Below are 24794 nucleotides of genomic sequence, written 5' to 3' on the forward strand. Positions count from 1 at the left end.
GCGGATTATCCCGTTGACACAAGGTAAGGCGCGGGCGTAGAAGTGCCTCAACACAAGGGATTGAGGCAATGGAACGCTTCACGGTTAAGGATTTCTTTAAGCGGTTCCCTACCGATGAAGCGTGCCTTGAGGCCATCAAGGCGAAGCGCATGGGCGGGGAACGGATGACGTGCGCCAAGTGCGGCAGGGACGCTCGGTTCTATCGGATAGAGGGCCGTCGCGCTTATGCCTGCCAGTTTTGCGGCGACCATTTCTACCCGTGCGTGGGAACCCCCTTTGAGGATAGCCGCACGTCGCTCCAGACGTGGTTTTACGCCATGTACTTATTCACCACGACGCGCCACGGCGTTCCGGCGAAGGAGCTGGAGCGCCAGCTTGGCGTCACCTACAAAACGGCCTGGCGCATCGCGCGCAAGCTCCGCGAACTCATGGGCAGCGAGACGGGCGGCGGCCTGCTGGGTGGCGACATCGAGATCGACGAAGCCTACTTCGGCGGTAACAAGCGCGACGGTACGCGTGGCCCCAGCTCGACCGGCAAGACGGTTCTGATCGGCATGAAAGAACGTGGCGGACGTGTTCGCGCGGTCAAATTGCCGGATGCACGTCAGGCTTCCATTCGCGGCGCCATCGAGGCGAATGTCGCCAAGAAAGGCTCGCGCGTCATGACCGACCAACACCGCAGCTACAAGTTACTGCGGCAGGCCGGATGGAATCACGAGAGCGTCAACCACGGCATCTACGAGTATGTCCGCGGCGACGTGCACACGAATTCGATTGAGAACTTCTGGGGCCGGCTGAAGGCGTCGATCAACGGAACGCACATTCACGTCAGCGGGAAGTATCTCGGCGTCTATGCTGGCGAGTTCGCCTTTCGCGCTAGCCAGAGGCACGACCCCGTCGGGATGTTCGACCGGCTGCTTTCGGCTTCTTGCCGGGTTTAGATGCTTTGCCCACCAACTTCCCGAAGGCGACTGGATCGGCCCCTTTGGGGTAGCGCTTGGTCTGTTCATCCACAAACTCCGAAAGCCGACCGCCCTTTTGGGCGTCGGCTAGCGTCAATCCGTCCTTCTTTTTCTTTGGCATTTCGGATAGAACTCACCATGTGGTCAGCACGCCGTGGCCGCCGGGGTTATCCCCGACGACCACGAGCGGCCGAGCTGATGGAGCCCTAGCTAGTTGGGCAAGACGGCTCGCCACATGGGCATATCACCTTTCTCCCTGGTCGGGTCTGGTGGTTAGGCTCTAGGAGTTTTGAGGGTGGCCACCCTCGCTGCTCCCGGTGAACGGCCCCGTGCGGGGCCGTTTTTCGTGCGACCTAGTCGGCCTTGTTACGCAATCGGTAACTGCCGCCTCCAAGGCGCTCGAAATCGGTCGACCATTCGGTCAGAAACTTGGCGAGCGTCTGCATCGGATTGGTCTCAGTCCCCATGATGCCGAGTTCCTTCAGACGATTGAGCATGTCGAGTCGGTGGACGGTGCCGCCCCTTTCCTGGGCCAGCGAAACCGCCGCCTTGCGCGCACGCTCGAACTTTGTTTCTGCCCCCGGCGTGTACGCCGGACGCGGCGCACCGTTCGCGACCGGCGGGGCAGCGGCGAGAGCCGACACCTGGACAGGCGTGGTCCGCTCCCGAAGCCGCACCCCAGGGGCGGGCGGGTAATGGAGGAGCAGCGCCCGAATCTTGGCGGCCTTAGCCTCCAGCTCGGCAAGCTCCTTCCTGAGAGTCGTGGGCACGTCGATCATGGGGAGGAGCCTAGTGGAGTGGAGTTCCCTTGGCAAGAGCTGGACCACAGCACGTGGAGGGAATCTCGGGAATCTTTGTTCTCGTCGATGTTCTCATCCCGGCGGGAAGCCGACGCCCTCCCAAAACGCCCGATTTCTACGGCGCCAATTTAGTCTTGAAGGCGTCGGGCTGATCGTCTCTACCCTGTCTCTAAGGGATAATCCGCCAAATATTTCTCAACCGAGGCCAAAGCTGCCGCTGAGCGGGGATCGACCACTAGATCTGGCGTGAGCTGATGCTTGAACCACGTCATCTGGCGTTTGGCATATTGCCGGGTGTGATCGATGGCGATCCGACGCACGTCGTCGAGCGACAACTCGCCCCGAAAATGGCGGAACAGCTCCGGCGCGCCATGCGCCTTCAGACCGGGCCAGCGTGGGTCGGGGTGTCGGTCGAACACGGCCCGCGCCTCGGTCAGCACGCCTTGTTCGAGCATCGCCTCGAACCGGCGCGCGATGCGCTCGCGCAGCCACGCCCGGTCGGGCGACAGCAGCACCGTCGCGAAGCGCCAGGGCGCCACCTCTCCCTCCCCCGTCTGCCAATCGCTGAGCGGCCGGCCGGTCGTGGCGACCACCTCCCACGCCCGCACATGGCGCTGGCGATCACCGGGCTCGAGGCGCGCCACGATGGCCGGGTCGCGCTCGGCGAGACGCGCCCGAAAGGCCTCGGCGCCCATCGCCTGCCAGTCGGCGTTGGCCCGGTCGCGCGCACTCTCGGGGACCGGCGGGATGGTGGAGATGCCGCGCATCAGCGTGCGCAGATAGAGGCCGGAACCGCCGCACAGGATCGGCAGGCGGCCGTGCGCCAGGCAGGCATCGATCTCAGCCGCCGCGAGAGCGCGCCAACGCGCCGCCGACAGCGTTTCGCCGAGCGGCAACACGCCGTACAGCACGTGCGGAGCGCGCGCGCGTTCGATCGCCGTGGGCTGCGCCGTCAGGATCGGAAAGGCGTCGTAGGTCTGCATGGCGTCGGCGTTGATCACCGTGCCGCGCCGCCGCCCGGCGAGGGCGAGCGCCAGCGCAGACTTGCCGCTCGCGGTCGGCCCGGCGATGACGACGACGGAAGGCTTTTCCATGCGCGACGCAGTTTGCTAGAGCCGGAGCGTGAAGAACACCCTCGTCCTGATCGGCCGCCTCGACGATGCCATCCTGCAGGCCGCGACCGAGGCCCTGCGTGCCGGCGGCGCCAGCGTCGGCGCGCCCCGCTGGCTCGATATGGGCCACGCCTGCGACCTGCCGTTCGACGGCGCGGCAAGCGAGGTGCTGCTACCCGGCGTCGATGCGGTGATCGTGCCGAGCGACGGGCGGCGCAAGAAGCTGCTCGTCGCCGACATGGAATCGACCATGATCGAAAACGAGATGCTCGACGAGCTTGCCGAGTTTCTCGGCCTGCGCGAGAGGATCGCCGGCATCACGGCCCGCGCCATGAACGGCGAGATCGATTTCGCCGGCGCGTTGCGCGCGAGAGTGGGCCTGCTGAAGGGGCTTGCCGTCGGCAGGCTCGACGAGGCGGCGCACCGCATCCGCTACACCCCGGGCGGCGCGACGATGATCGCCACCATGAAGGCCAACGGCGCCTTCTGTGCGCTGGTGTCGGGGGGCTTCACCCATTTCACCGGGCCGGTGCGCGAGAGGCTGGGCTTCGAGCTCGATGCGGCAAACGTGCTGAACCATGACGGCCGCACGCTTGCGGGAACGGTCGAGGCGCCCATCCTCGGCAAGGAGGCCAAGCTCGCGACACTGCGACGGCTGGCCGACGAGCGTGGCCTGGCCCTCGAAGCGACGCTTGCCGTCGGCGACGGCGCCAACGACCTGCCGATGCTGCAGGCGGCCGGGCTTGGCGTCGCCTACCGGGCCAAGCCGGCGGTCGCGGCGCAGGTGCGTGCCCGCATCGATCACGGCGACCTCACCGCCCTGCTCTACCTGCAGGGCTATCGCCGCCGCGACTTCATCGAGAGGAAGGACCCATGACCGACGCCGTCCAGATCGTGCTCGCCAAGCGCCCGGCGGGCGCCGTCACGCCCGACTGCTTCCGCCGCGAGGAGACAAGGCTGCCGGCGCTGGCCGACGGCCAGATCCTGGTGCGCTCACGCTTCCTGTCGCTCGATCCCTATATGCGGCCGCGCATGACGGAGCTGCGGTCCTACACGCCCGCCTTCGAACTCGACAAGCCCCTGACCGGCGGCGCGATCGGCGAGGTCGTCGAGTCGAGGAACCCGAGATACGCCAAGGGCGATGCCGTGATCGGCATGCTGAACTGGGCGACGCACACCGTCCATGACGGCAAGGGCCTGCGCAAGATCGATCCTGGCGCAGCACCGCTGTCGGCCCATCTCGGCGTGCTCGGCATGCCCTCCTTCACCGCCTGGTACGGCATCCGCCAGATCTGCAAGCCCAAGGCGGGCGAGACGGTGTTCGTCTCGGCGGCGACCGGCGCCGTCGGCCAGGTCGCGGGCCAGCTCGCCAAGCTCTCGGGCGCGCACGTCGTTGGCTGTGCCGGCGACGACGAGAAATGCCGGTGGGCGGTGCGCGAGGCGGGATACGATTCCTGCTTCAACCACAGGACCGAGGGCGACTACGGCGCGGTGCTGGACAAGCTCTGCCCGCAGGGCATCGACGGCGACTTCGAGAATGTCGGCGGGCCGATCTTCCACGCGGTCTTCGCCCGGCTCAACAATTTCGGCCGGGTCGCCTTCTGCGGGGCCATTTCGGAGTATCAGGACAAGGAGCCGATCGCCGGCCCGCCCAAGATGTTCGCGATCGTGCAGAAGCGCCTCACCCTGCAGGGCTTCATCATCTCCGACCATGTCGGCCTGATGGGCGAATTCGTGGCCGAGGTCGGCGGCCTGGTGAAGGCCGGCAAACTGAAGGTGCGCGAGACCGTGATCGACGGCCTCGATCGAGCCCCGCAGGCCTTCATCGGCCTTCTGCGAGGCGAGAATTTCGGCAAGCTGGTCGTCAAGGTGAGTTGAGGCACGGCGGACCGCGTTTCGGCCGCCGGCCGCGTCGGGCCACAGGACACCCCACGGGGTCCTTCGCGGGTCCTCACAGGCGAGGACAGCTCGGATGCAGATGCCATCGGCATCCGAGTCGATTCGTCCTCGAGTCCTAGCAGTCCCCTGCAGTCCTCGGTGTCCACTCATCCACAGGCGCCGCGGATGCGGATGTCTCATCGATGTCTCACCTCGTGGGACATCGTAAATCACTGATATGAATAGATAATCGACCGAATGTCTCATCGAGACACAAGACACACGCCGCAGAATCCGTTGCGGAAACTGCGGAAACTGCGCGAACCCGCCCGAGGGGCACCCGAAGCGGTGCCGGGCCCGAGATCCGCTTTTCTCTGGCTACTTCGTCAGCCTCAGCGCCGCGAAGCGCGGGTCGCCCTGTCGCTCGACGAAGAGCAGGACCGACCGCTTCTTCTGCGCCTGCAGCTTGCCGACGATGTCGCTCACCTCCTGGGGTGACGCCACCGCCTTCTGGTCGACCTCGAGGATGACGTCGCCGGCCTGGAGTTGCTTGTCGGCAGCCGGGCTGTTGGGCGCCACCTTGGTGATGACCACGCCCTTGACGTTGTCGGAGAGGCCGAACTTCTCGCGCAGCTGGTCGGTCGGCTTCTGCAGCGTAAGGCCAAGCTGTTCGATGGTCGAGACGACCGGCTGGTCGGCCGCCCCTCCCGGCTTTCTGGCTCCGCCTTGAGCCGACACGTTTTGCTTCTCCGGCTCGTCCTGTTCGCCGATCCGGAGCTTGAGCGTCTGCTCCTTGCCCTGCCGCCAGACCACGACATCGACGTTGCTGCCGACCCGGGCATTGGCGACCAGGCGGGGAAAGCGCCGCAGATCGGCGATGTCCTGGCCGGCGAACCTGAGAATGATGTCGTTGCGCTTGATGCCCGCCTTGGCGGCGGGACCGTCGGCTACGACATTGGCGACCAGCACGCCCCGCGCCTTGTCGAGCCCGAAGCTGTCGGCGATGTCTTCGGTCACGCTCTGGTAGCTGACGCCGACCCAGCCGCGCCGGACCCGCCCGTACTCGCGAATCTGGTCGGCGATGTCGCGCACGATATTCGACGGAATCGAGAAGGCGAGACCCGCGTTGGCGCCCGATGGCGAGTAGATGGCGGTGTTCACGCCGACCACCTCGCCGTCCTCGTTGAACAGCGGGCCGCCTGAATTGCCCTTGTTGATCGCGGCATCGGTCTGCAGGTAGTCGTCGAGCGCCTCGGTGCCGAGCGACCGACCGCGGGCCGAGATGATACCGGCCGTGACGCTGTGGCCAAGGCCGAACGGGTTGCCGATGGCAATCACCCAATCGCCGATCCTGATCTTGTCCGAATCGCCGAACTTGACCGCCGGCAGCGGCTTCTTGCCCGGCGGCTCGACCTTGAGCAACGCCACGTCGATGCGGCTGTCGGAGCCGATCAGCTTGGCCTTGAGCTGGGTATCGTCGCGCAGGATGACCGTGATGTCCTCGGCGCCCTGGATGACGTGGTTGTTGGTGATGATGTAGCCGTCGCCGTCGATGATGAAGCCCGAGCCCAGCGACGTGCCACGACGCCGCTGCTGCTCCTCGCTGCCGCCGCGACGATCGAAGAATTCCTTGAACAGCTCCTCGAACGGCGAGCCCGGCGGCAGTTGAGGCATGTCGCGCAGGCGCGGCCCTTGTTGCGGCACGTTCTGCGTCGTCGTGATGTTGACGACGGTCGGCATCAGTTCGTCGACCAGCGCGGCGAAGCTTCGCGGCGTGTCGCGGCCCAGCGCGGGCGGCGCCAGCGCCAAGCCAACAGCGGCAACGGCCGCCAAGGCGACCCCTCTCGAATACACAGCAAAATCAACGAGAATCACGTCCGACCTCCAGCGGCGCTCAAGGCCAATCGGTCGGAAAACGGCCGGCGCCGCAACTTCGACCCACGTCTACATGAGGGCCGATTGTGGCGCAAATAAAGAGGCCGTTATGTCATCGCCGTTGCAGGCTTTTCCGACCCTGCCACGAAAAAATCCGGGCGGCGTGGCAAGTCTGCCACAGCCGCCCGGACCCTGGTTCACTTGGTCGCCGCCGTACCGGCCGGGTCGTTGAAGTACCGGAAAAAGTCGCTGTCGGGGCTCAGGATCATGGTCGAGGTCCCGCCACCGAACGACTGCTTGTAGGCCTCCATGCGTCGCCAGAAGGCATAGAACTGCTGATCCTTGCTGAAGGTGTCGGCATAGATCTTGGTCGCTTCGCCGTCGGCCGCACCCATGGTGATCTGAGCAGTCAGGCCGGCATCGGCCTTGATCACCGCCACCTCGCGGTCGGCGGTTGCCTTGATGCGCTGGTTCTCCTCGTCGCCTTCGGCGCGCAGCTGACCGGCCTCGCGCTCGCGATCCGTCTTCATGCGATTGAAAACGGATTGCGAGTTGGCCGCCGGCAGATCGGCACGCCGGATGCGGACGTCCACCACCTCGACGCCGAGATCTCGGGTCTTGGCGTCGACTCGCCGGGTGATCTGGTCCATCAAACCGGCACGTTGCTCGGTGAGCACGGCATGCAGGGGCACGCCCGACAGGACGCCGCGAATCTCTGAATTGATCAGCGAATCGAGCAGGCCGCGGAGTGTCGGTTCGCCGCCCGGAACGGTCTCGGCAAACAGCTTGGCGTTCAGGATGCGGTACCGGGCATAGGCGTCGACGACCAGACGCTTCTGGTCGCCGGCGATGATTTCGAACTCCTCGGCCTCGTAGTCGAGCAGCCGGCGATCGATGCGCTGGATGTCCTGGATCAGCGGCACCTTGACGTAGAGACCGGGTTCGGTCTTGGGGTTGCCGACGATGGCGCCGAACTGGCGGACCAGCACCTGCTTGGTCGGATCGATACTGTAGAAGGTCTGGGTGACCAGGAAGATGGCGACCGCGAGCGCGATCAGCCCGATGATGGCACGGTTGCTCATCGCGTGCCTCCCGCCTGCGGCTGGGGCTGGGGCTGGGCCGGGGACCGCGGTGCGCCGGCCGCCGGCGGTTGGCCGGATCGCAGCTCGGGCAACGCCAGGTAGGGTATCACGCCGGGGCCCGCGCTGTTGCGATCGACCATCACCTTGTTCACGTTGCGCAACACTTCCTCGATGGCTTCGATGTAGAGACGCTCGGACGTGATGTCCTTGGCCTTGACGTACTGATCGTAGACCTGGGTGAAGCGCTCGGCGTCGCCCTTGGCACGGGCGACGGTCTGGGCCTTGTAGCCCTCGGCCCGCTGGATGATCGACTCGGCCTCGCCCTTGGCCCGTGGCAGGACCTGGTTACGGTAGGTGTTGGCCTCGTTGATGCTGCGCTCCTTGTCGGCGCGCGCCGCCTGCACGTCGCGGAAGGCCGCGATGACCTCCTGCGGCGGGTCGACACGCAAGAGCTGCACCTGGGCGATGCGTGCCCCCAGACCATATTCGTCGAGAATGCGCTGCAGCAGGTCCTTGGTGTCCTGCTCGATGCGGGTGCGACCCTCGGTCTGGGCGAACTGCAGGTTCGACTTGCCGATGACCTCGCGCATGGCGGCCTCGGCGCCCCAGCGCACCGCCTCCTCGCCGTTGCGCACGGCGAAGGCGAACTTGAAGACGTCCTTGACCTGCCACAGCACGGCAAACTCGATGTCGAGGATGTTCTCGTCGCCGGTCAGCATCAGGTTCTCGGTCGTGGTCGGACGGGTGGCGCCGCGATTGAACGGCCCGCGCTCGGTGGCGGCACGCGAGCCGACCACGGTGCGCCGCTGATCCTGCACGTTAACGACGACGACGCGCCCGATCGGGCCCGGCGGGTTGTAGTGCAGGCCCGGCTCGACCGGCTTGCCGTAGGGCTTGCCGAAGACGAGCTGAATCGCCTGCTGGTTGGGCTGCACCCGGAAGAAGCCGGTGAGCATCCAGACCACCAGCGCGGCCAGCACGACGAGGATGATGCCCTTGATCGAGCCGAAGCCGCCCGGAATGAGATTCTTCAGGCGTTCCTGGCCCTTGCGAATGACGTCTTCCATGTCGGGAGGCCGGCGCGATCCGAACGGACCACCGCCACCGCCGCCGCCGCCGCCGCCTCGACCGCCGCCCCACGGGCCGCCGCCGCCACCACCGCCGCCCCACGGGCCGCCGCTATTGTTGTTCCACGCCATTCGTCACCTCGAACGTCGCCCCTGCCGGCCTTTGCTTTCGCTTCGCGCTGCATATATGTGACGACGGACGCACCTGCAATCAAGCGGGCACGACACATTATTGCGGGACGGGAGCGGGCCACCATGGCGGACATCACGGAGCAGGCAGTTCGCGCCGCTCTCGACGCCGTGATCGATCCGGCCAGCGGCAAGAGTGTCGTCGCCGCCGGCATGGTGAGCGGCATCGCGACGCGCGGCGGCCATGTCGCGATCACGCTCGACGTCGATCCGACGCGGGGGCCCTCGCTCGAGCCGCTGCGTCAGGCTTGCGAACAGGCGGTGCGTACCTTGCCCGACGTCTTGTCGGCGACCGCGGTGATGACCGCTGAACGCGCTGCCCCCGCGGCCAAACCCGCGGCGCGCCCGGGGCACGGACACGGCCACACGCACGGCCGGGGCCAAACCGCGCCGGGCGGCGGCCGCATCGAGGTGCCCGGCGTGAAGCACATCATCGCCGTGGCGTCGGGCAAGGGCGGCGTCGGCAAATCGACGACGGCGGTCAACCTCGCGCTCGGCCTCGCCGCCAACGGCGTCGCGACGGGCCTGCTCGACGCCGACATCTACGGGCCCTCCATGCCGCGCATGCTGGCGGTCAAGGAGAAACCCGAATCGCTCGACGGCAAGTTGCTGAAGCCGATCGAGCGCTATGGGCTGCGCACCATGTCGATCGGCTACATCGTCGCCGAGGATACCCCGATGATCTGGCGTGGCCCCATGGTGTCGAGCGCGCTCGAGCAGATGCTGCGCGACGTGCAATGGGGCGAGCTCGACGTGCTGGTGGTCGACATGCCGCCCGGCACCGGCGACGCCCAGCTCACGCTCGCTCAGCGGGTCGCGCTGGCCGGCGCCGTGATCGTCTCGACGCCGCAGGACATCGCGCTGGTCGACGCGCGCAAGGGGCTGAGCATGTTCCGCAAGGTGGCCGTGCCGGTGCTCGGCATCGTCGAGAACATGAGCTACTTCCTGTGCCCCAAGTGCGGCGAGCGCTCTGAGATTTTCGGCCATGGCGGCGCGCGCGAGGAAGCCGACAGGATGGGCGTGCCGTTTCTCGGCGAGATACCCCTGCACCTCGACATCCGCACGACGTCCGACAGCGGCCACCCGATCGTGGTCGCCCGGCCCGACGGCGCGCATGCCCAGATCTACAAGAACATCGCCGGCCGGGTGTGGAAGCAATTGTCGTCCAACCAGCGCGGCCCACGCGCGGCGCCGCGCATCGTCGTGCGCTGACTTAGGCCCGCTTCCTTCGTTTCGCTGCCGCTCGTCGCGGCGTCCGCCACTTGCCGATCATGCCGTGCACGCCGATCATGGCGCCGGCGACCAGTTCCAGCGCAAGGAAGCGACGCTCCTCGACCCAACCGGGCAGCTGGATGTTCAATGCCAGGTCGCGGCGGAAGCCGAACTGGTTGTAGTATTCGGGATCGCCGACCAGGACGATGCGACTGTGGCCCTGCATGCGCGATTGCGCCATCGAGTGCCACATCAGCGCCTTGCCGTAGCCGAGACCACGCAGCTCCGGCGAGATCGCCAGCGGCCCGAGCAGCACCGCAGGCCACCGTTCGTTGACCAGGATCGGCCAGTTGCGGATCGACGCCACCAGCCGGCTCCTCTGATCGAGCGCCACGAAGCAGAGATCCCTGATCGGCGGCACATCCTCGCGCAGGCGATAGACGGTCTTGTGCATGCGGTCCGGCCCGAAGGCAGCCGCGGTCATCTCCTCGATCGCCTGTGAATCACGCGGACGCTCGCGGATCAGCCGGAGGCGGCCGGGAACCTTTTGCATGACGCCATTTATGGCAGCGGACAATGCCGCGCTCAATGTTCTAGCGTAGTGGGATGCTCACCGACGAAATCCACGCCGTGCTGCTGGCCAAGGCGGACGCCCTAAGGCGCCGCTCGGCCGACGACATGGCGGCCCTGCTGCATGCCGACTTCGTCAACGTCACCGCGGGCGGCTACAAGTTCGACAAGGCGGGCTATATCGAGAATGGCTGTACCTCAGGCCGGCTGATCTTCCGCAGCCAGAAGGTGAGCGACCTGGATGTCCGCCAGTTGGGCGACGTCGCCGTCGCCACCATGGTGCTGGACGACCATTTCGCCATGGGCGGCCGTGAGATCATCGCGACCTTCAAGTCGCTCTGCGTGTTCAAGAAAACTGACGGCCGCTGGCTGTGGGCCGCCGGTCAGACAATGCGGCCGAGCCTATCCTAGGCCCAGGGCGGCCATTAGCTCGCGCCACTCGCGCGGATTGAGGCCGCTCGATTTCTGGTCGACCTTCTCGCCGGCAATCATGCGCTTGACCGCGGCGAGACCGGTCTTCGAGAGCTGCGCGCCGCCCATCCGGTATTCTGCGAAGGCATCGTGGCAGATCGGACACCAACGCCGCAGCGTATCGATCATGACGTCGGCATAGACCCGGATTTCGTACTGGGCGTGGGCGTCGGCGCGCAGCGACAGGAAATGCATGAGGTTGTGCAGGTTGGTCTTCCAGTACCACTGCGTATAGAAGGCGAGCGACAGGTTCATGCGCGCGAGCTCGCGCGCCAGGCCGGAGCGCTCCGGATCGAGTGGTTCGCCGCTCTCCCCCTCGTTCAGCATCTCCATGTAGTGCTCGTAGACCAGCTCGGCGTCCTTCTTGAGGAGCGAGAAGACGCGCTCGGCCTCCTTGCCAGCCAGCACCCGCTCGCGGCCCTGGCGGTTGGCCTTGCTCTGGGCCGCGAGATGCTCGGGGCGGGGGACGTAGAACTCGTTGTCGAGGATCGAGTAGCGCGCCGAGTACTCGTTCACGTTCGCCGTGCGATGGCGAATCCACTGCCGTGCAACGAAGATCGGCAGCTTCACATGGTACTTGATCTCGCACATCTCGAACGGCGTCGTGTGGCGATGGCGCATGAGGTAGTTGATCAGCCCGCGATCCTCGCTGACCTTCTTGGTGCCGCGTCCGTAGGAAACGCGGGCCGCCTGCACCACCGCCGCGTCGTCGCCCATGTAGTCGATCACCCGGACGAAGCCGTGATCGAGCACCGGCAGAGCCTGGTAGAGAATCTCCTCGAGGGCGGGCGCGATCGGGCGCCGCGTCGGCTGCGTGTCGTCGCGCGCCTGGTCGATCTCGGCCTGTTGCTCGGTGGAGAGGGGCATCGTCGCTTGTCCTTGGTTGGTCGCGGACTCTATTGGCCGCGGCGATGCGCTTCCATGGGGAAATCGGCGGGTAGAGCAACGCCTTCAAAAAGCCCGGCGGAATGCCTATATTGGCAATGTCGGGCAACCGACTATGGCGATAAACGCCGCGTGGCATAAGCGTTTCGGACCCGGGGGCGGTACCCGGCGCCTCCACCATTCTCCTCCGCCTCGTCGAGGCGGAATCGATGGGGGCGAAACAGGATCGACGAGCGTGGTAAAGGCGCGGTTTTTGCCCGGCATGGTTCCGCCGCAAAGGGCCACACACAAGTGCCAACGATAACGACGTTGCACTCGCTGCTGCCGCCTAAACAGCGGACGTAAGCGCGGTTCCGGGAGGGGCACCGGGCAACAGAAGCCCCTCCCACTTTCACACGCATCTTCGCATGTCGATGCGATTGACTCTCGCAGATCGCGGGTCGATGCTCCGCGGAAATTCCGGCAGGCCATGAACGATCGCTTTCACTACGACGCCCTCGTCGACGACGCGCTGCGCAGCGTCGTGCGCCGCGTGCTGCGCCAGGTCGCAGACAAGGGCCTGCCCGGCTCGCATCACTTCTACATTTCATTCCGGAGCACCGATCCCGGCGTCCAGTTGCCGGAGTATTTGCGCGCCAAGTATCCGGAGGAGATGACTATCGTCCTGCAGCACCAGTACTGGGATCTGGTGATCGAGGAAGAGTTCTTCGGCGTGACGGTCAGCTTCAACAAGCAGCAGGAGCGGATCAAGGTGCCGTTCGCGGCGTTGTCGGCCTTCGTCGATCCGTCGGTGCGATTTGGCCTGCAGTTCGACCGCAAGGACAAGCCCGCGACTGGAGGAAAAGCCGATCCCGCCGCCGCACCGCCGACGCCCTTGCCAGCACCGGAGAAGCGACCGTCCCTCGGCGCCCCGGCGGCCGATGCCAAGTCGCCCGCCGAGGCCGCGCCGGCGGGCGCGGAGGCGGAAAAGACCGAGCAGGTCTCGAAGGTCGTCAAGCTCGACAGCTTCCGAAAGAAGTAGACGCAAGCTGGCTTTTGCGGCTTAACGCGCCGTCGATTTTGCGCGCCCGGAGAAGACATGCCCGATTTCCAGTTCCAGGAAATGTTCCCCAGCGGCAAGGACAACACGCCCTACCGCAAACTCTCATCCGCCCACGTCGGCGTCGCCCGGTTCAACGGCCGCGAGGTCCTGACAGTCGATCCCGAGGCGCTGACGCTGCTCACCGCCGAGGCGTTCAAGGACATCTCCCACCTGCTGCGGCCGGGCCATCTCCGGCAACTGCGCAACATCCTCGACGACGGTGAGGCCTCGCCCAACGACAAGTACGTGGCGCTCGAGCTGTTGAAGAACGCCAACATCGCTGCCGGCGGCGTACTGCCAATGTGCCAGGACACGGGCACCGCCATCGTCATGGGCAAGAAGGGTCAGGCGGTGTGGACGGGCGGCGGCGACGAGGCGGCCATCGCGCGGGGTGTGTTCAAGACCTACACCGAGACCAACCTGCGCTACAGCCAGGTCTCGCCGCTGTCGATGTTCAAGGAAGTGCAGACCGGCACCAACCTGCCGGCGCAGATCGACATCTACGCGACCGACGGCGACGCCTACAAATTCCTGTTCATCGCCAAGGGCGGCGGCTCGGCCAACAAGAGCTATCTCTACCAGCAGACGCCGGCCGTGCTGAACGAGGCCGCGTTGCTCAAGTTCCTCGACGCGCAAATCCGCACGCTCGGCACTGCGGCCTGCCCGCCCTACCATCTCGCCATCGTGGTCGGCGGCACCTCGGCCGAGATGAATCTCAAGACGGTGAAGCTCGCCTCGACGCGCTACCTCGACGACCTGCCGGGCGCGGGCAACGACAAGGGCGTCGCCATCCGCGACCGCGAGATGGAGCGAAAGGTGCTGGAGTTGACGCGGCAGATGGGCATCGGCGCGCAGTTCGGCGGAAAATATTTCTGCCACGACGTGCGCGTGATCCGGATCGCCCGCCACGGCGCCTCCGTGCCGATCGGTCTCGGCGTCTCGTGCTCCGCCGACCGCCAGGCCATGGGCAAGATCACGCGCGACGGCATCTTCCTCGAGCAGCTCGAGACCAATCCGGCGCACTACCTGCCCGAGGTCGAACCCGCGCAGCTTTCGGGCAGCGTCGTGTCGGTCGACCTGAACAAGGGCATGACCCACACGCTTTCGGTGCTGGCCCGGCATCCGGTGAAAACGCGCGTGAATCTGACCGGCACCCTGATCGTCGCCCGCGATTCGGCGCACGCCAAGCTGAAGGAGCGGCTGGACGCGGGCCAGGGCCTGCCCGACTACTTCAAGCAGTTCCCCGTCTACTACGCCGGTCCAGCCAAGACGCCGGAGGGCATGCCGTCGGGCTCGTTCGGCCCGACCACGGCCGGACGCATGGATTCCTACGTCGATCTTTTCCAGGCGCACGGCGGCTCGATGGTCATGCTGGCCAAGGGCAACCGCAGCAAGCAGGTGGTCGACGCCTGCAAGAAGCACGGCGGCTTCTATCTCGGCTCGATCGGCGGACCGGCGGCCATCCTCGCCAAGAACTGCATCAGGAAGGTCGAGGTACTGGAGTATCCCGAGCTCGGCATGGAGGCGATCTGGCGCATCGAGGTCGAGGATTTTCCCGCCTTCATCGTCACCGACGACAAGGGCAACGACTTCTTCGGCGAGCTCAGAATCTGAAAAAGGAGAACCCCGGGAGGTTGCCCTCCCGGGGTTTGCTGTCCCGCGACGCTCGATCCGATATCCCCAGAGGATCTCGCGCCGCCTCCCAAAACTCTCTAGCTCCGGCAACCCTCTTCGCGGCCGCACCAGCGGTCGATCCAGATATTGCCATGACGCTCGTTGATCACCTGCAGCCAACTGCCGCGGCAGCCCAGGACACGGAACTTCAGGTCGTCGCCCTCGATTCGCGACACCTGGCGGCCCATCAGGCCGGGCCGGGTGTAGGTCGTGATCGCGCCGTCGATCTTCGTGCCGACCTCGAGTTGGTCCGCCGGGATCCAGCCGAACTGCATCGAAGCGCCGCCATTGCGCGGGGTGAAGCCCGCGGCCGACGCGAGCACGATGCGGGCCCAGCCGCTGCGGCTCGAATCGAGCGTGACCGCCGACGCCACCGGACCGTCCGGGTGCGCGGTCGTGAACTCGCCGATGACGGCGCCTTCCGGCGTCGGCTGGGCGCGAACGGCGATAGCCTCGCCGGGATGCAGCAACGCATAGGCCTGACCGGCCTGGCACGACCCGGCGTAACCGGTGCTGGCATCGACCGAGCGCTCGAGGACGGCGAAGCCCGCGAGCACAGCGATCGTGCCGATGATGGCGCGAATCGTCATGGTCCTTCCCACAATGCTTGGCGGCAGATCCCCATCTGCCGACCAATCCCCGCAGCCGTTTTAGCAATCCGCCCCGACCGGAGTCGTGGCACACTTTGTATGCTTTGTTTCCGGCAGCGGCCTCGGTTGAAATGCCGATTTATCGCATTCTGACAATGGCTTGCGCGGCAGCACTCGAACCCGATGCCGGAGGAATACCCCGTGGATCTCGCCAAACCCCATCTCGATGTCGGCCTGTTCTCGAACAGGCGCGACGAACAGCTCGCCTTCTGGCAGCGCACGGTTGGCTTGCCCTACGACCATATGGGCAAGCTGGGCGGCGGCGTGCAGCAGCACCGCCACCACATGAACGGCTCGATCCTCAAGATGAACCACGCCCGCAACCTGCTGCCGGCAATGGCGCCTTCGGGGATCGTCGCGTTAGAGATCGCGCGCGTGGGCATCGCCGCCCGGCGTGATCTCAGGGATCCCGACGGCAACCGCGTCGCGCTGGTGCCGAAGGGCGAGAACGGTGTCGAGGGAATTGCCATCCTGTTGCGGGTCAACGATCCCGCCGCGCATGATCGCTTCTGGACTCACGTCATGCAGTACGAGCGAGTAGGCGACGGCCGCTATCGCTGCGGTGATTCGCTGATCGTCGTCGCCGAGCAAGGCGCGATCGAGCACCGCGGGCAGAAATGGCGCGGCCCCGGCTATCGCTACACGACCGTGCAGGTGTCCGATTGCGTCAAGGAATACGACGGCATACTCGCACGCGGCGGAACGTCAGGAGGCGACGTGCGCGTGCTGGGCGAGACCGTGCGGTTCGCCTTCGTTTGCGATCCCGACGGCAATCACATCGAGATCAGCCAGCGCGCCAGCCTGACCGGCGGGCGCCTGTAGCGATCCTATTTGCCGCGCGATTCGAGCGCGGCCTTGAGGTCCTGGAGGCCAAGCGCGGCGGGGCGCGCCTTACGGCTGAGCCGAGCCGACTCCTTGGCCGCCGCCTCGGCCGCAAGCCTGGCTTCCTCGGCCCGGCGCTTGGCTTCCTCGACCGCGATCCGTTCGGCTTCGGCCTTGGCCTGGGCCTTGGCCGCGCGCTCGGCGCGCTGGCGCTCGCGTTCGGCTTCCTTGGCCCGGCGTCGTTCCGCCTCGCGCTCTTCTCGCTGGCGCGCCGCCGCGAGGCGGGCGTCCTGGCGGGCGGCGAACTCCGGATCACTCGCCGGGTCCTTCTGCTTGGCCTTCTCGAGCAGCGCGGCGCGTGCCTTGGCCTGGGTTTCCAACCTGTCGGTGAGGGTGTCCTTGCTCTTCAACGCTGTCCTCTCTCCTCTACTCGGCCGCCAATGCGGCGGCCTGCTTCTTGGCGCGCTTACGATCCTCGGGGTCGAGGAAGCGCTTGCGCAACCGGATCGACTTGGGAGTGATCTCCACAAGTTCGTCGTCCTCGATATAGGCGATCGCCTGCTCGAGCGACATGCGGCGCGGCGGCGTGAGCCGCACCGCCTCGTCCTTGCCGGCCGCCCGGATGTTGGTGAGCTGCTTGCCCTTCAGGACGTTGACATCGAGGTCGTTGCCGCGGCTGTGCTCGCCGATCAGCATGCCTTGATAAACCGCGGTACCGGGGTCGACAAACATCGGGCCGCGCTCTTCGAGGTTCCACAGGGCGTAGGCCACCGTCGTGCCCTCGGCATTGGCGATCAGCGCGCCATTGCGTCGCCCCGGGATCGCACCGCGGAACGGCCCATAGGAGTGGAAGATCCGATTCATCACGCCGGTGCCGCGCGTGTCGGTCAGGAATTCGCCGTGATAGCCGATCAGGCCGCGCGACGGCGCGTGGAAGACCAGCCGGGTCTTGCCGGCGCCCGACGGGCGCATGTCCTGGAGCTCGCCCTTGCGCTGGGAGATCTGCTCGACGACGACGCCGGTATAGGCGTCGTCAACGTCGATCACGACTTCCTCGATCGGCTCGAGCCGCTGGCCAGTGGCCGCATCGGTCTGGAACAGCACGCGCGGGCGGCCGACCGCGAGCTCGAAACCTTCGCGGCGCATGGTCTCGATCAGCACGCCGAGCTGCAACTCGCCGCGACCCGCGACCTCGTAGGAATCGGTGTTGTCGGTGTCGCGTACCCGGATGGCGACGTTACCCTCGGCCTCGCGCATGAGGCGCGCGCGGATCATGCGCGTCGTCACCTTGTCGCCCTCGCGACCGGCGAGCGGCGAGTCGTTGACCATGAAGTTCATGGCGAGTGTCGGCGGGTCGACGGGCTGGGCCGGCAATGCCGCCTCGACCGTCAGGTCGCCCAGCGTGTCGGCCACCGTCGCCGTCTTGAAACCGGCGACGGCGACAATGTCGCCGGCCTCGGCCTGGTCGATCGGCTGGCGCTCGAGGCCGCGGAAGGCGAGCAGCTTGGTGACGCGCGTCTCCTCGATCTTCTCGCCCCTGGCATCGAGCGCCTTGAGCACGGTGTTGGGCTTGATCGTCCCCGACTGGATGCGACCGGTCAGGATGCGGCCGAGGAACGGATCGGACTCCAGCGTCGTCACAAGCATGCGGAATGCCGGATCGCTGTCGATCCGCGGCGCCGGCACGTGGCGCAGGATCAGGTCGAACAGCGGCGACATGTCCTCGTGCTCGGCTTCCAGCGATTCGGCTGCCCAACCCTGCTTGGCCGACGCGAACAGTGTCGGGAAGTCGAGCTGCTCGTCACTCGCCTCGAGCGCCGAGAAGAGATCGAACACCTCGTCGTGGACTTGGTGGGCGCGCGCGTCGGGGCGGTCGACCTTGTTGATCAGCACGATCGGCCGCAGGCCGAGCCTGAGCGCCTTGCCGAGCACGAACTTGGTCTGCGGCAATGGGCCCTCGGCCGCGTCGACCAGCAGCACGACCCCGTCGACCATCGACAGGATGCGCTCGACCTCGCCGCCGAAGTCGGCGTGGCCCGGGGTGTCGACGATGTTGACGCGCGTGTCCTTCCACACCACCGACGTGGCTTTGGCCAGGATGGTGATGCCGCGCTCACGCTCCAGGTCGTTGGAATCCATGGCGCGCTCGGCGACCTGCTGGTTCTCGCGGAAGGTGCCGCTCTGCTTGAGCAGGCAATCGACCAGCGTGGTCTTGCCATGGTCGACGTGCGCGATGATCGCGACGTTGCGGATGTCCATATTGTCTTCCGGAGGGGGTTCTCGGGCGCGGTATATACGCAGGGCTCATGCCATCGGCAAGACGGGTTGAGCAGGAGTCTTGCCGCTGCCACAATTCTCCCATGCGCAAGCGATCGGTCGTGATCGGCGGCCACGCCACCAGCATCTCGTTGGAGGACGAGTTTTGGGACGAGCTGACCGCGATCGCGCGAGGCCGCGACCTGTCGCTTGCCGGTCTGATCCAGCAGATCGACCGGGAACGGGGCGACCGATCCAATCTTTCAAGCGCGTTACGGCTATATGTCCTGGAGACGCTGCGTCAAAGGGTCAGTCGAGATTGAATCCCTTGCCGCGCACGAAAGCACCGAAATCGGCGCGCTCCGGCACCGAATATTGCCGCGCCTTGTCTTCCGACCAGCCATAAGTGTCGCTCTGGCCGAAACGGTCGGTGTAACGCTGGATCTTGTAGGGCTGCACCGCATGCCGGCGGCGGTCGTAGGCTTCGATCTTCCGGCGCAGCCCCGTCTCGTCGTAGCGATCGCGATGGATCGTCACGTCGAGGCCGAGCCGGGGACTCATCACCCCTTCGAAGGCCGGCCACCCCGCTCCGAGCGCGGCAGCCGGGAAAACATGCCGCGGCAACCCCAGAATGTCGGAAACCTGGCCGGCATGGTTGCGGATGGCGCTGATCGGGCAGGTGCCGAGCCCGACCCGGTCGGCGGCGGCGATGAAGGTCGCCAGCACGATTCCCGCATCGACCGATGCATTGAAGAATGGATCTAGGTGGTCGTTGACGAACGGCTGGCCGCGCCATTCGAACAGCAGGCGGTGACGACGATTGTTGGCGCAGAACACCAGGAACACCGGCGCCGCCTGGACCCAGGGATTGTCCGGCAGCAGCGCTTCCAGCTTCTCGCGCTGCTCGCGATCCGACACGATCACGATGTCCGCCTGCTGGAGATCGCTCTTGGAGGGAGCCGAGAGCGCCACGGCGCAGAGCGTCTCGACCAGCGCCGGGTCGACGGGCTTGTCGAGATAGCGCCGCATGACCCGGCGGTTGGCCATGTCGGCCAGCTCATCCACGCCGCGCGGCGCCTCGGCGAGCGCCGGCGCCGCCCCGAATCGCGCCTTGAGCACGTTCATCAATCGATCGAGCAAGACGTCTCCTGACTAGCGGCCGAACGGATTGGGGATAGGCAATCCGGGGATGAGCGATCGCTGCTGTTGTTGCTGCTGTTGTTGCTGGGGAGACTGCCCGCCGCTGCCGGTCAGCGTGTTGGTGAAGCCCGGCGGATCCTTTGCCGTGCCACGAACGACGTTGTAGCTGAGCCGGGTGGTCGGGCCGCGGACGGTCGTGATCAGATACGGTGCGGACGTGTCCTCGGCGATCACGAAGTTGATCGTGGTGTCGGTGGTCGACGCGCCGAGATTGGTGCGCGTGCTCACATTGGCCGTCGCCCTGTTGCCGCGCACCACCAGGCCCTTGTCGGTGACCACGCCCCCCACGATGTCGACCTGCCCGGAGATCGGGCTGTCGTGGTTGGCGAACCGGTTGAGCACTAGGGATATCGCGCTCAACAGATTGCTGGCGACGTTGCGGTTGCCGCCGATCGCCCCCAGCACATTGCCGAGCGTGTTGTCGATGAGCGCGCCGGCGGCGCCGGTGGCGACCGACCCTATGGCCAGCAGGGCCTTGTCGGCACCGGCGAAGACGTGCCCGCCGAGCTGCGCGCCTCCCGTCAGGGACTTCATGATCTGGTCGTTCGTCGAGCCCGAACCCTTCAGGGCAATGCCGGTGGCGCTCAACTTGCCGTCGATCGTCACCTTGACCGCGCTGCCGAATTGATTGGTCCCCGACGTCGCGCGCAACATCTCGCTCAGGATGATGCCGTTGACGTCGCCCTTGAAGTCGATGCCGAGGGCGGGGCCGCTGCCGTTGAGCACGCCCGACAGTGCGACCGTGCCGCCGTACAGGCCGCTCTTGAAGTGCGACAGCGTGAGCACGCCGTCCTTCAACTTCATGGCGATGTCGGCGTTGTTGAAGCGCATCGGCGACATCAGCAGCGTCGCCGCGACGAGCTTGACGTCGGCGTCCACGCTGCGCAGCGGTGCGGTGTCGATCGGCTTGCTGGCCGCCGCCGGTCCGGCCCGGCCGCCCGTCGTCGCGCCGCCGGCGCCGCCGATCTTGTCGAGGTCGAGCGAGGGCGACTTCAGGTTGGCCGTGATCGTCGGCTTGCCCGCCAGCTTGGCGTCGATCGAACCTTCGAGCGTCTGTCCGTTCAAGGCAATGCTGCCCTTGTAGGCTGCCGACTGCGGCGCGCCCTTGGATGCGCCGGGCAAGGCGAGCGTGCCGGTCGCCTTGATCGCATGACCCATCGCCGTCACGTTGACGTCGCGCAACGTCAACTGCTCGATGGTCCCCGCAAGCCCGCCCGACGCCTTGACGGGACCGAGCCCGGCGACGGCCATCGACCCGGCGACCTTCAGCACCTTGTCCATGTCCGGGGCATCGAAGTTGAACGCGATGTCAGGGCGCGGCGCCGGCGACGTCACGTTCGCCACCGAGCCGCGCACGGCCAGGCGCGCGCCGCCGAGATTGGACACCTTTATGTCGTTCAGACGAAGCGTGCTGCCCTGCAGGGCAACGTCGACGTCGACGCCAGAGATCGGCTGCTTATTGTAGATCAGCCGGGCGATCTTCGCCTTGAGCCCGACCGTCGGTCCGGCCGGCGCCGGACGATCGGTCACCGCGGACGCGGCGGCCGGCGGCGACTTTTGTGGCGACGTACCGCCGGCCAGGAAGGGGTCGACGTCGAGCGTGTCGATATCGAGCGTGGTGACGATCGACAGGGGCACACCGAAGGTGACGACGATCCCACCGGTGCCCTTGATGTCGTCCAATTCGAAGGCAGCATTGCTGACCTGGACATTGCCGCCCGTCGAAGCCATGCGGCCCTTGAGGCTGAGGCGGGTGAGCTTGCCGGAGGGTACCGCCGACACGTCGATCGCGAGCCAGGCCAGGGTGTCGCGCAGCTTGGGACCGACGAGGCTGAAATCACCGCTGACGGTCGGCCGCGCCGGATCTCCGCCGAGAGTCGAGCGTGCCTGGAGACTCATGTCGCCCGGCAGCGTCGCGGTGAGCCGCGGCACGGCGACGGCGCCACGCTTGGCGTCGATCTCGATGGCGACGTTGCGGACGGCTGCCTTGTTGTAAATGACTTCGCCAACCTCGATCGCGACGCTGGCGGCGAGGTCGGGCGGGATGCCACCGGCCGCGGCAGGTGCGGCCGACGGTGCCGCAGGAGTCGATTTGGCCGGGCCGGCCGGAGCGGCAGGTTGCGTCAAGGCGGCGATGGTCCTGTCGAGATCGAGCTTGGGTACGACGACCTTGCCCTCGATCGCCAACGCCGGCTTCAGCGCCACGGCGAGCGTGCCGGAACCGGCGTTCTCACCGATGGTGAGGCGGAAGTCCCTGGCGGCGACAGCCGTCTGCGAGGCGTCGATGCTGCCATCGAAAGCGAACTTGCCGGCAAGCAGCGGCGGCACTGGCTGTGGCGGCAATCCGGCGAGTCCGCTCAGCGCCGCAACGAACGTATCGAAGCGGTCGGCGGCGATGGTCGCCGCGCCGCCCAGGCGCGCGTTGGGACCGAGCTCGCTCAGCGTGCCCTTGAATCCGACCTTGCCGCCCCCCGCCTCGAGCGACACGGTCATGGCGTGGCCCTGGCTGCCCTTGCCGCTCACCGACAGGTCGAGCTTGAGAGGCGCGCCGTTGAGGACGGCGCCGCCCGCCAGTGCGTACGGACCTTCGAGCGAACCGACCGACGCCGTGAAATTGGCCTTCTCCGCCGCCATCGAGATTCCCGCCTTGGCGTCGCTGAACAGCAGCGTGCCGTTCTCGATCACCATGCGACCGAGCGACAGCGGCTTGGGCGACGTCGGCTTCGGAGCCGCCGGCCTGGCTTCGGCGACGGATGGCGCGAACTCCCAGTTCGGCTTGCCCTCGGCGTTGATCTCCAGGACGATTTTGGGTTCGACCAGAACGACTTCGCTGACCTCGAAGTCGCCGCCGAGCAGCGGCAGCAGGGCCGGTTTGACGCTCACCGACTTCAACTCGACCATGTGCGGATTTTTGGCGCCCGGCACATTGAAGAAGGTCACGCCGGTGACGGTCGCGGTGGGGGTCGGCAGCAGCGACAGGGTGATCGGCCCGTCGATCTTGAGATCGCGGCCGGTCGCCTTCTTCACTTCCGCGACGATGGTCGGCTTGAAGGAGTTGGCGTCGATGAACCACGGGGCAATCACGGCCGCCGCCGCCACGAGACCGACGGCACCGCCGACGCCGAACAACAGCTTCTTGCGCAGCGAAGGGCTCATGGTTCCTCCTTTCCGGACGAGCGAAACACTAGCGCAACGCGCCACGGCGCGGCATAGAGAAATTCATCCGACGCAGCCATGGCCGACATCGTCAATCTCCGCCGCGCGCGCAAGGAAAAGGCGCGGCGCGAACGTCAAACCGAAGCCGAAGCCAATCGGCGGCGTTTCGGCCGCACGCGCGAGCAGCGCCGGGCCGACGAGGATGCCGAGCGGCGCGCCGAACGGTCCCACGACAGCAAGCGCCTCGTCCCCGATCGCGATGAGCCCTGACCGCCGCGACGCTCGGCGTCGGAGTCACCCCGGAATCCGGGGAGCCTTCGGAACCGACCGCTTCAGTTGCGGTTGCCGGAACGGTTCAGCGCGCGCCTCTCGAAGAAATCGCGCGTGCCCTGGTCGGCGCCCGGTCCGGCGACCGCGCGGACATTGGTGAGTTCGAGCCGGCGGCCGCTCGTCGCATCGATCAGCACCGGGTCGAGCAGTCGGTCATCCGACCGATCGACCAGATCCATCGGCCTGCCGTTGCGGGAAGCCGCACCGAAGCGGTCGCCCCATTGCTTCAGTCCGACGATGACAGTGAACAGCGCAGCGCCCTTCTCGGTCAGGCGGTACTCGTGGCGCAACGGGCGCTGGCGATAGGCCGTTTTGCGGAACACGCCGGTCTCCACGAGCTTCTTCAATCGCGCCGTCAGCACATTCCGGGCGATGCCGAGATTCTCCTGGAAGTCGTCGAAACGGCGGACGCCGTAGAAGGCGTCGCGAACGATCAGCAGCGTCCATGGCTCGCCCACGACATCGAGCGCCGAGGCAATCGAACAATTCATTTGCTCGTAACTGGTGCGCCGCATGACGCGAAGTATAGGCGTCACTCGTCCATGTGCAAATCTTGGCCGCGCGATGCGCCACGGTCCTCGTCCCGGGCAAAATCACCGCCGCCTTGCAACCATGTCGGCGCAGCCGACCTGCGACGGCGGTGCCCAACAAAAACGCCCGGACGTTGCCGTCCGGGCGTTCGTCTCGATGGGATTGGTTCTCGCTACTCGCGTTCCTGTCCCAGGAACATCATGAGGAACTGGAACAGGTTCACGAAGTCGAGGTACAGGCTCAGCGCACCGAACACAGCCATCTTCTCGGCGACATCGGTGCCCCAAGCGTCGGCGTACTGCTCCTTGATCCGCTGGGTGTCGTAGGCGATCAGGCCCGAAAAGATCAGCACGCCCGCGACCGAGATGATGAAGGTCATCGTGCCCGACGGGAAGAACATGTTCACGACGACGGCCAGGATCAGGCCGATCAGGCCCATGAACAGGAATTTGCCGAAGGCCGAAAGGTCGCGCTTGGTGGTGTAGCCATAGAGGCTGAGCGCACCGAACGCTGCGGCGGTGATGAAGAACGTCCGCGCGACGCTGGCGCCGGTGTAGCGGAACAGCAGCAGCGACAGGCTGATGCCCATCAGCGCCGTGACCGCCCAGTAGACCGCCTGGACCGAACCAAGGCTCATCTTGGCGGCCCGGAACGACACCAGCAGCAACAGGCCGAGCGGCGCCAGGATCGCGATCCAGCCCAAGCCATTCAGCCCCACCGGAATGACGTTGCCGCCCCGGGTCACGCCCATCTCGAAGAAGATGGTCTGCAACGCCGGGAAGTTGAACAGAGCGAACGCCACGATGCCCGAGAGGACCAGACCGGACGCCATGTAGTTGTAGACCCGCACCATGTGGGCGCGCAGACCGGCATCGAACGATGCCTGGTCGGCGATGACTCCGCCAGCACGGCCAAAGGTGTTGAAGTTCTGGTTCGCCATTTCGATCATGCCTCCAAAGGGGGCCTCCTTGCCGGGCCCCTTCGGCAACCA

24 protein-coding genes and 1 other RNA gene are annotated in these 24794 nt (G+C 66.3%); 11 read left to right on the plus strand and 14 right to left on the minus strand.

The features are described 5' to 3' along the window. Positions 1-68 precede the first annotated feature (68 nt). Positions 69-941, plus strand: a complete 873-nt coding sequence (locus KIT25_20020) for an IS1595 family transposase (GenBank protein UYN94302.1) — start codon at positions 69-71, stop codon at positions 939-941. 374 nt (positions 942-1315) lie between these two features. On the opposite strand, the gene KIT25_20025 is transcribed toward KIT25_20020, so the two are convergent. After that, entirely contained in the window at positions 1316-1741 is a 426-nt protein-coding gene (locus tag KIT25_20025) for a hypothetical protein (protein UYN94303.1), read from the minus strand. 179 nt (positions 1742-1920) lie between these two features. Further along, a complete protein-coding gene (miaA, locus tag KIT25_20030) occupies positions 1921-2856 on the minus strand; it encodes a tRNA (adenosine(37)-N6)-dimethylallyltransferase MiaA (protein UYN94304.1) in 936 nt (311 codons plus the stop codon). Between the two features lie 139 nt (positions 2857-2995). Between miaA and serB the strand changes: the two genes are divergently transcribed. Next, positions 2996-3751 carry a phosphoserine phosphatase SerB gene (gene serB / locus KIT25_20035; GenBank protein ID UYN97997.1) on the plus strand — a complete coding sequence of 252 codons (756 nt, stop codon included), beginning with the start codon at positions 2996-2998 and terminating at the stop codon, positions 3749-3751. Further along, complete coding sequence (locus KIT25_20040) at positions 3748-4752, plus strand: NADP-dependent oxidoreductase (GenBank protein ID UYN94305.1); 1005 nt, start codon at positions 3748-3750, stop codon at positions 4750-4752. Before serB ends, KIT25_20040 begins: the two co-directional genes overlap by 4 nt. 378 nt (positions 4753-5130) lie before the next feature. Here the strand turns inward: KIT25_20040 and KIT25_20045 are convergent, their stop codons facing one another. The 3 genes from KIT25_20045 to hflK all read right to left on the minus strand — a co-directional run bounded on the left by KIT25_20045 (position 5131) and on the right by hflK (position 8908). Beyond that, a complete protein-coding gene (locus KIT25_20045; GenBank protein UYN94306.1) occupies positions 5131-6585 on the minus strand; it encodes a DegQ family serine endoprotease in 1455 nt (484 codons plus the stop codon). Positions 6586-6824: 239 nt separating this feature from the next. Then, positions 6825-7709: a protease modulator HflC gene (gene hflC / locus KIT25_20050; protein ID UYN94307.1), complete on the minus strand. Its 885-nt coding sequence runs from the start codon at positions 7707-7709 to the stop codon at positions 6825-6827. Then, a complete protein-coding gene (gene hflK / locus KIT25_20055; protein ID UYN94308.1) occupies positions 7706-8908 on the minus strand; it encodes an FtsH protease activity modulator HflK in 1203 nt (400 codons plus the stop codon). The genes hflC and hflK overlap by 4 nt, the downstream gene beginning before the upstream one ends. A gap of 123 nt (positions 8909-9031) precedes the next feature. Between hflK and apbC the strand changes: the two genes are divergently transcribed. Then, complete coding sequence (gene apbC / locus KIT25_20060; GenBank protein UYN94309.1) at positions 9032-10177, plus strand: iron-sulfur cluster carrier protein ApbC; 1146 nt, start codon at positions 9032-9034, stop codon at positions 10175-10177. Between the two features lies 1 nt (position 10178). On the opposite strand, the gene KIT25_20065 is transcribed toward apbC, so the two are convergent. Then, positions 10179-10730, minus strand: coding sequence for an N-acetyltransferase (locus tag KIT25_20065; GenBank protein UYN94310.1), 552 nt, complete (start codon positions 10728-10730; stop codon positions 10179-10181). A 53-nt stretch (positions 10731-10783) separates the two neighbouring features. Between KIT25_20065 and KIT25_20070 the strand changes: the two genes are divergently transcribed. Further along, positions 10784-11158, plus strand: coding sequence for a nuclear transport factor 2 family protein (locus KIT25_20070; GenBank protein UYN94311.1), 375 nt, complete (start codon positions 10784-10786; stop codon positions 11156-11158). Here KIT25_20070 and KIT25_20075 read toward each other — a convergent pair. Further along, positions 11150-12085, minus strand: a complete 936-nt coding sequence (locus tag KIT25_20075; GenBank protein ID UYN94312.1) for an FAD-dependent thymidylate synthase — start codon at positions 12083-12085, stop codon at positions 11150-11152. The two genes, KIT25_20070 and KIT25_20075, sit on opposite strands and share 9 nt — an antisense overlap. Positions 12086-12164: 79 nt before the next feature. Here KIT25_20075 and ssrA point away from each other — a divergent pair. The 3 genes from ssrA to KIT25_20090 all read left to right on the plus strand — a co-directional run bounded on the left by ssrA (position 12165) and on the right by KIT25_20090 (position 14798). Continuing rightward, positions 12165-12491, plus strand: a transfer-messenger RNA (tmRNA) gene (gene ssrA / locus KIT25_20080). An 81-nt stretch (positions 12492-12572) separates the two neighbouring features. Next, entirely contained in the window at positions 12573-13124 is a 552-nt protein-coding gene (locus KIT25_20085) for a hypothetical protein (GenBank protein UYN94313.1), read from the plus strand. Between the two features lie 57 nt (positions 13125-13181). Then, entirely contained in the window at positions 13182-14798 is a 1617-nt protein-coding gene (locus KIT25_20090; protein ID UYN94314.1) for a fumarate hydratase, read from the plus strand. Positions 14799-14896: 98 nt separating this feature from the next. Here KIT25_20090 and KIT25_20095 read toward each other — a convergent pair whose 3' ends face one another. After that, positions 14897-15448: a hypothetical protein gene (locus KIT25_20095; GenBank protein UYN94315.1), complete on the minus strand. Its 552-nt coding sequence runs from the start codon at positions 15446-15448 to the stop codon at positions 14897-14899. Between the two features lie 201 nt (positions 15449-15649). On the opposite strand from KIT25_20095, the gene KIT25_20100 reads away from it, so the two are divergent. Then, positions 15650-16330 (plus strand): hypothetical protein, encoded by a 681-nt coding sequence (locus KIT25_20100; protein ID UYN94316.1) that lies wholly within the window; start codon positions 15650-15652, stop codon positions 16328-16330. Between the two features lie 5 nt (positions 16331-16335). On the opposite strand, the gene KIT25_20105 is transcribed toward KIT25_20100, so the two are convergent. Together KIT25_20105 and typA are read right to left on the minus strand one after the other, a co-directional pair. Further along, positions 16336-16740, minus strand: coding sequence for a hypothetical protein (locus tag KIT25_20105; protein ID UYN94317.1), 405 nt, complete (start codon positions 16738-16740; stop codon positions 16336-16338). A 16-nt stretch (positions 16741-16756) separates the two neighbouring features. Beyond that, positions 16757-18589: a translational GTPase TypA gene (typA, locus tag KIT25_20110; protein ID UYN94318.1), complete on the minus strand. Its 1833-nt coding sequence runs from the start codon at positions 18587-18589 to the stop codon at positions 16757-16759. Between the two features lie 101 nt (positions 18590-18690). On the opposite strand from typA, the gene KIT25_20115 reads away from it, so the two are divergent. Then, positions 18691-18909, plus strand: a complete 219-nt coding sequence (locus KIT25_20115; GenBank protein ID UYN94319.1) for a ribbon-helix-helix domain-containing protein — start codon at positions 18691-18693, stop codon at positions 18907-18909. Here KIT25_20115 and KIT25_20120 read toward each other — a convergent pair. Further along, complete coding sequence (locus KIT25_20120; GenBank protein UYN97998.1) at positions 18896-19711, minus strand: nitroreductase family protein; 816 nt, start codon at positions 19709-19711, stop codon at positions 18896-18898. The two genes, KIT25_20115 and KIT25_20120, sit on opposite strands and share 14 nt — an antisense overlap. A gap of 27 nt (positions 19712-19738) precedes the next feature. After that, on the minus strand, positions 19739-22942 hold the full coding sequence (locus tag KIT25_20125) for an AsmA family protein (GenBank protein UYN94320.1): 3204 nt from the start codon (positions 22940-22942) through the stop codon (positions 19739-19741). Between the two features lie 78 nt (positions 22943-23020). Between KIT25_20125 and KIT25_20130 the strand changes: the two genes are divergently transcribed. Beyond that, the gene (locus KIT25_20130; protein UYN94321.1) at positions 23021-23212 is read left to right on the plus strand and encodes a DUF4169 family protein; all 192 of its coding nucleotides are present in this window, start codon (positions 23021-23023) and stop codon (positions 23210-23212) included. Between the two features lie 62 nt (positions 23213-23274). Here KIT25_20130 and KIT25_20135 read toward each other — a convergent pair whose 3' ends face one another. After that, positions 23275-23787, minus strand: a complete 513-nt coding sequence (locus tag KIT25_20135; protein UYN94322.1) for a helix-turn-helix transcriptional regulator — start codon at positions 23785-23787, stop codon at positions 23275-23277. 188 nt (positions 23788-23975) lie between these two features. Then, a complete protein-coding gene (locus KIT25_20140; GenBank protein ID UYN97999.1) occupies positions 23976-24743 on the minus strand; it encodes a Bax inhibitor-1/YccA family protein in 768 nt (255 codons plus the stop codon). Positions 24744-24794: the final 51 nt, after the last annotated feature.

Origin of the sequence: Enhydrobacter sp. (assembly GCA_025808875.1) — a bacterium.
GTDB lineage: Bacteria > Pseudomonadota > Alphaproteobacteria > Reyranellales > Reyranellaceae > Reyranella.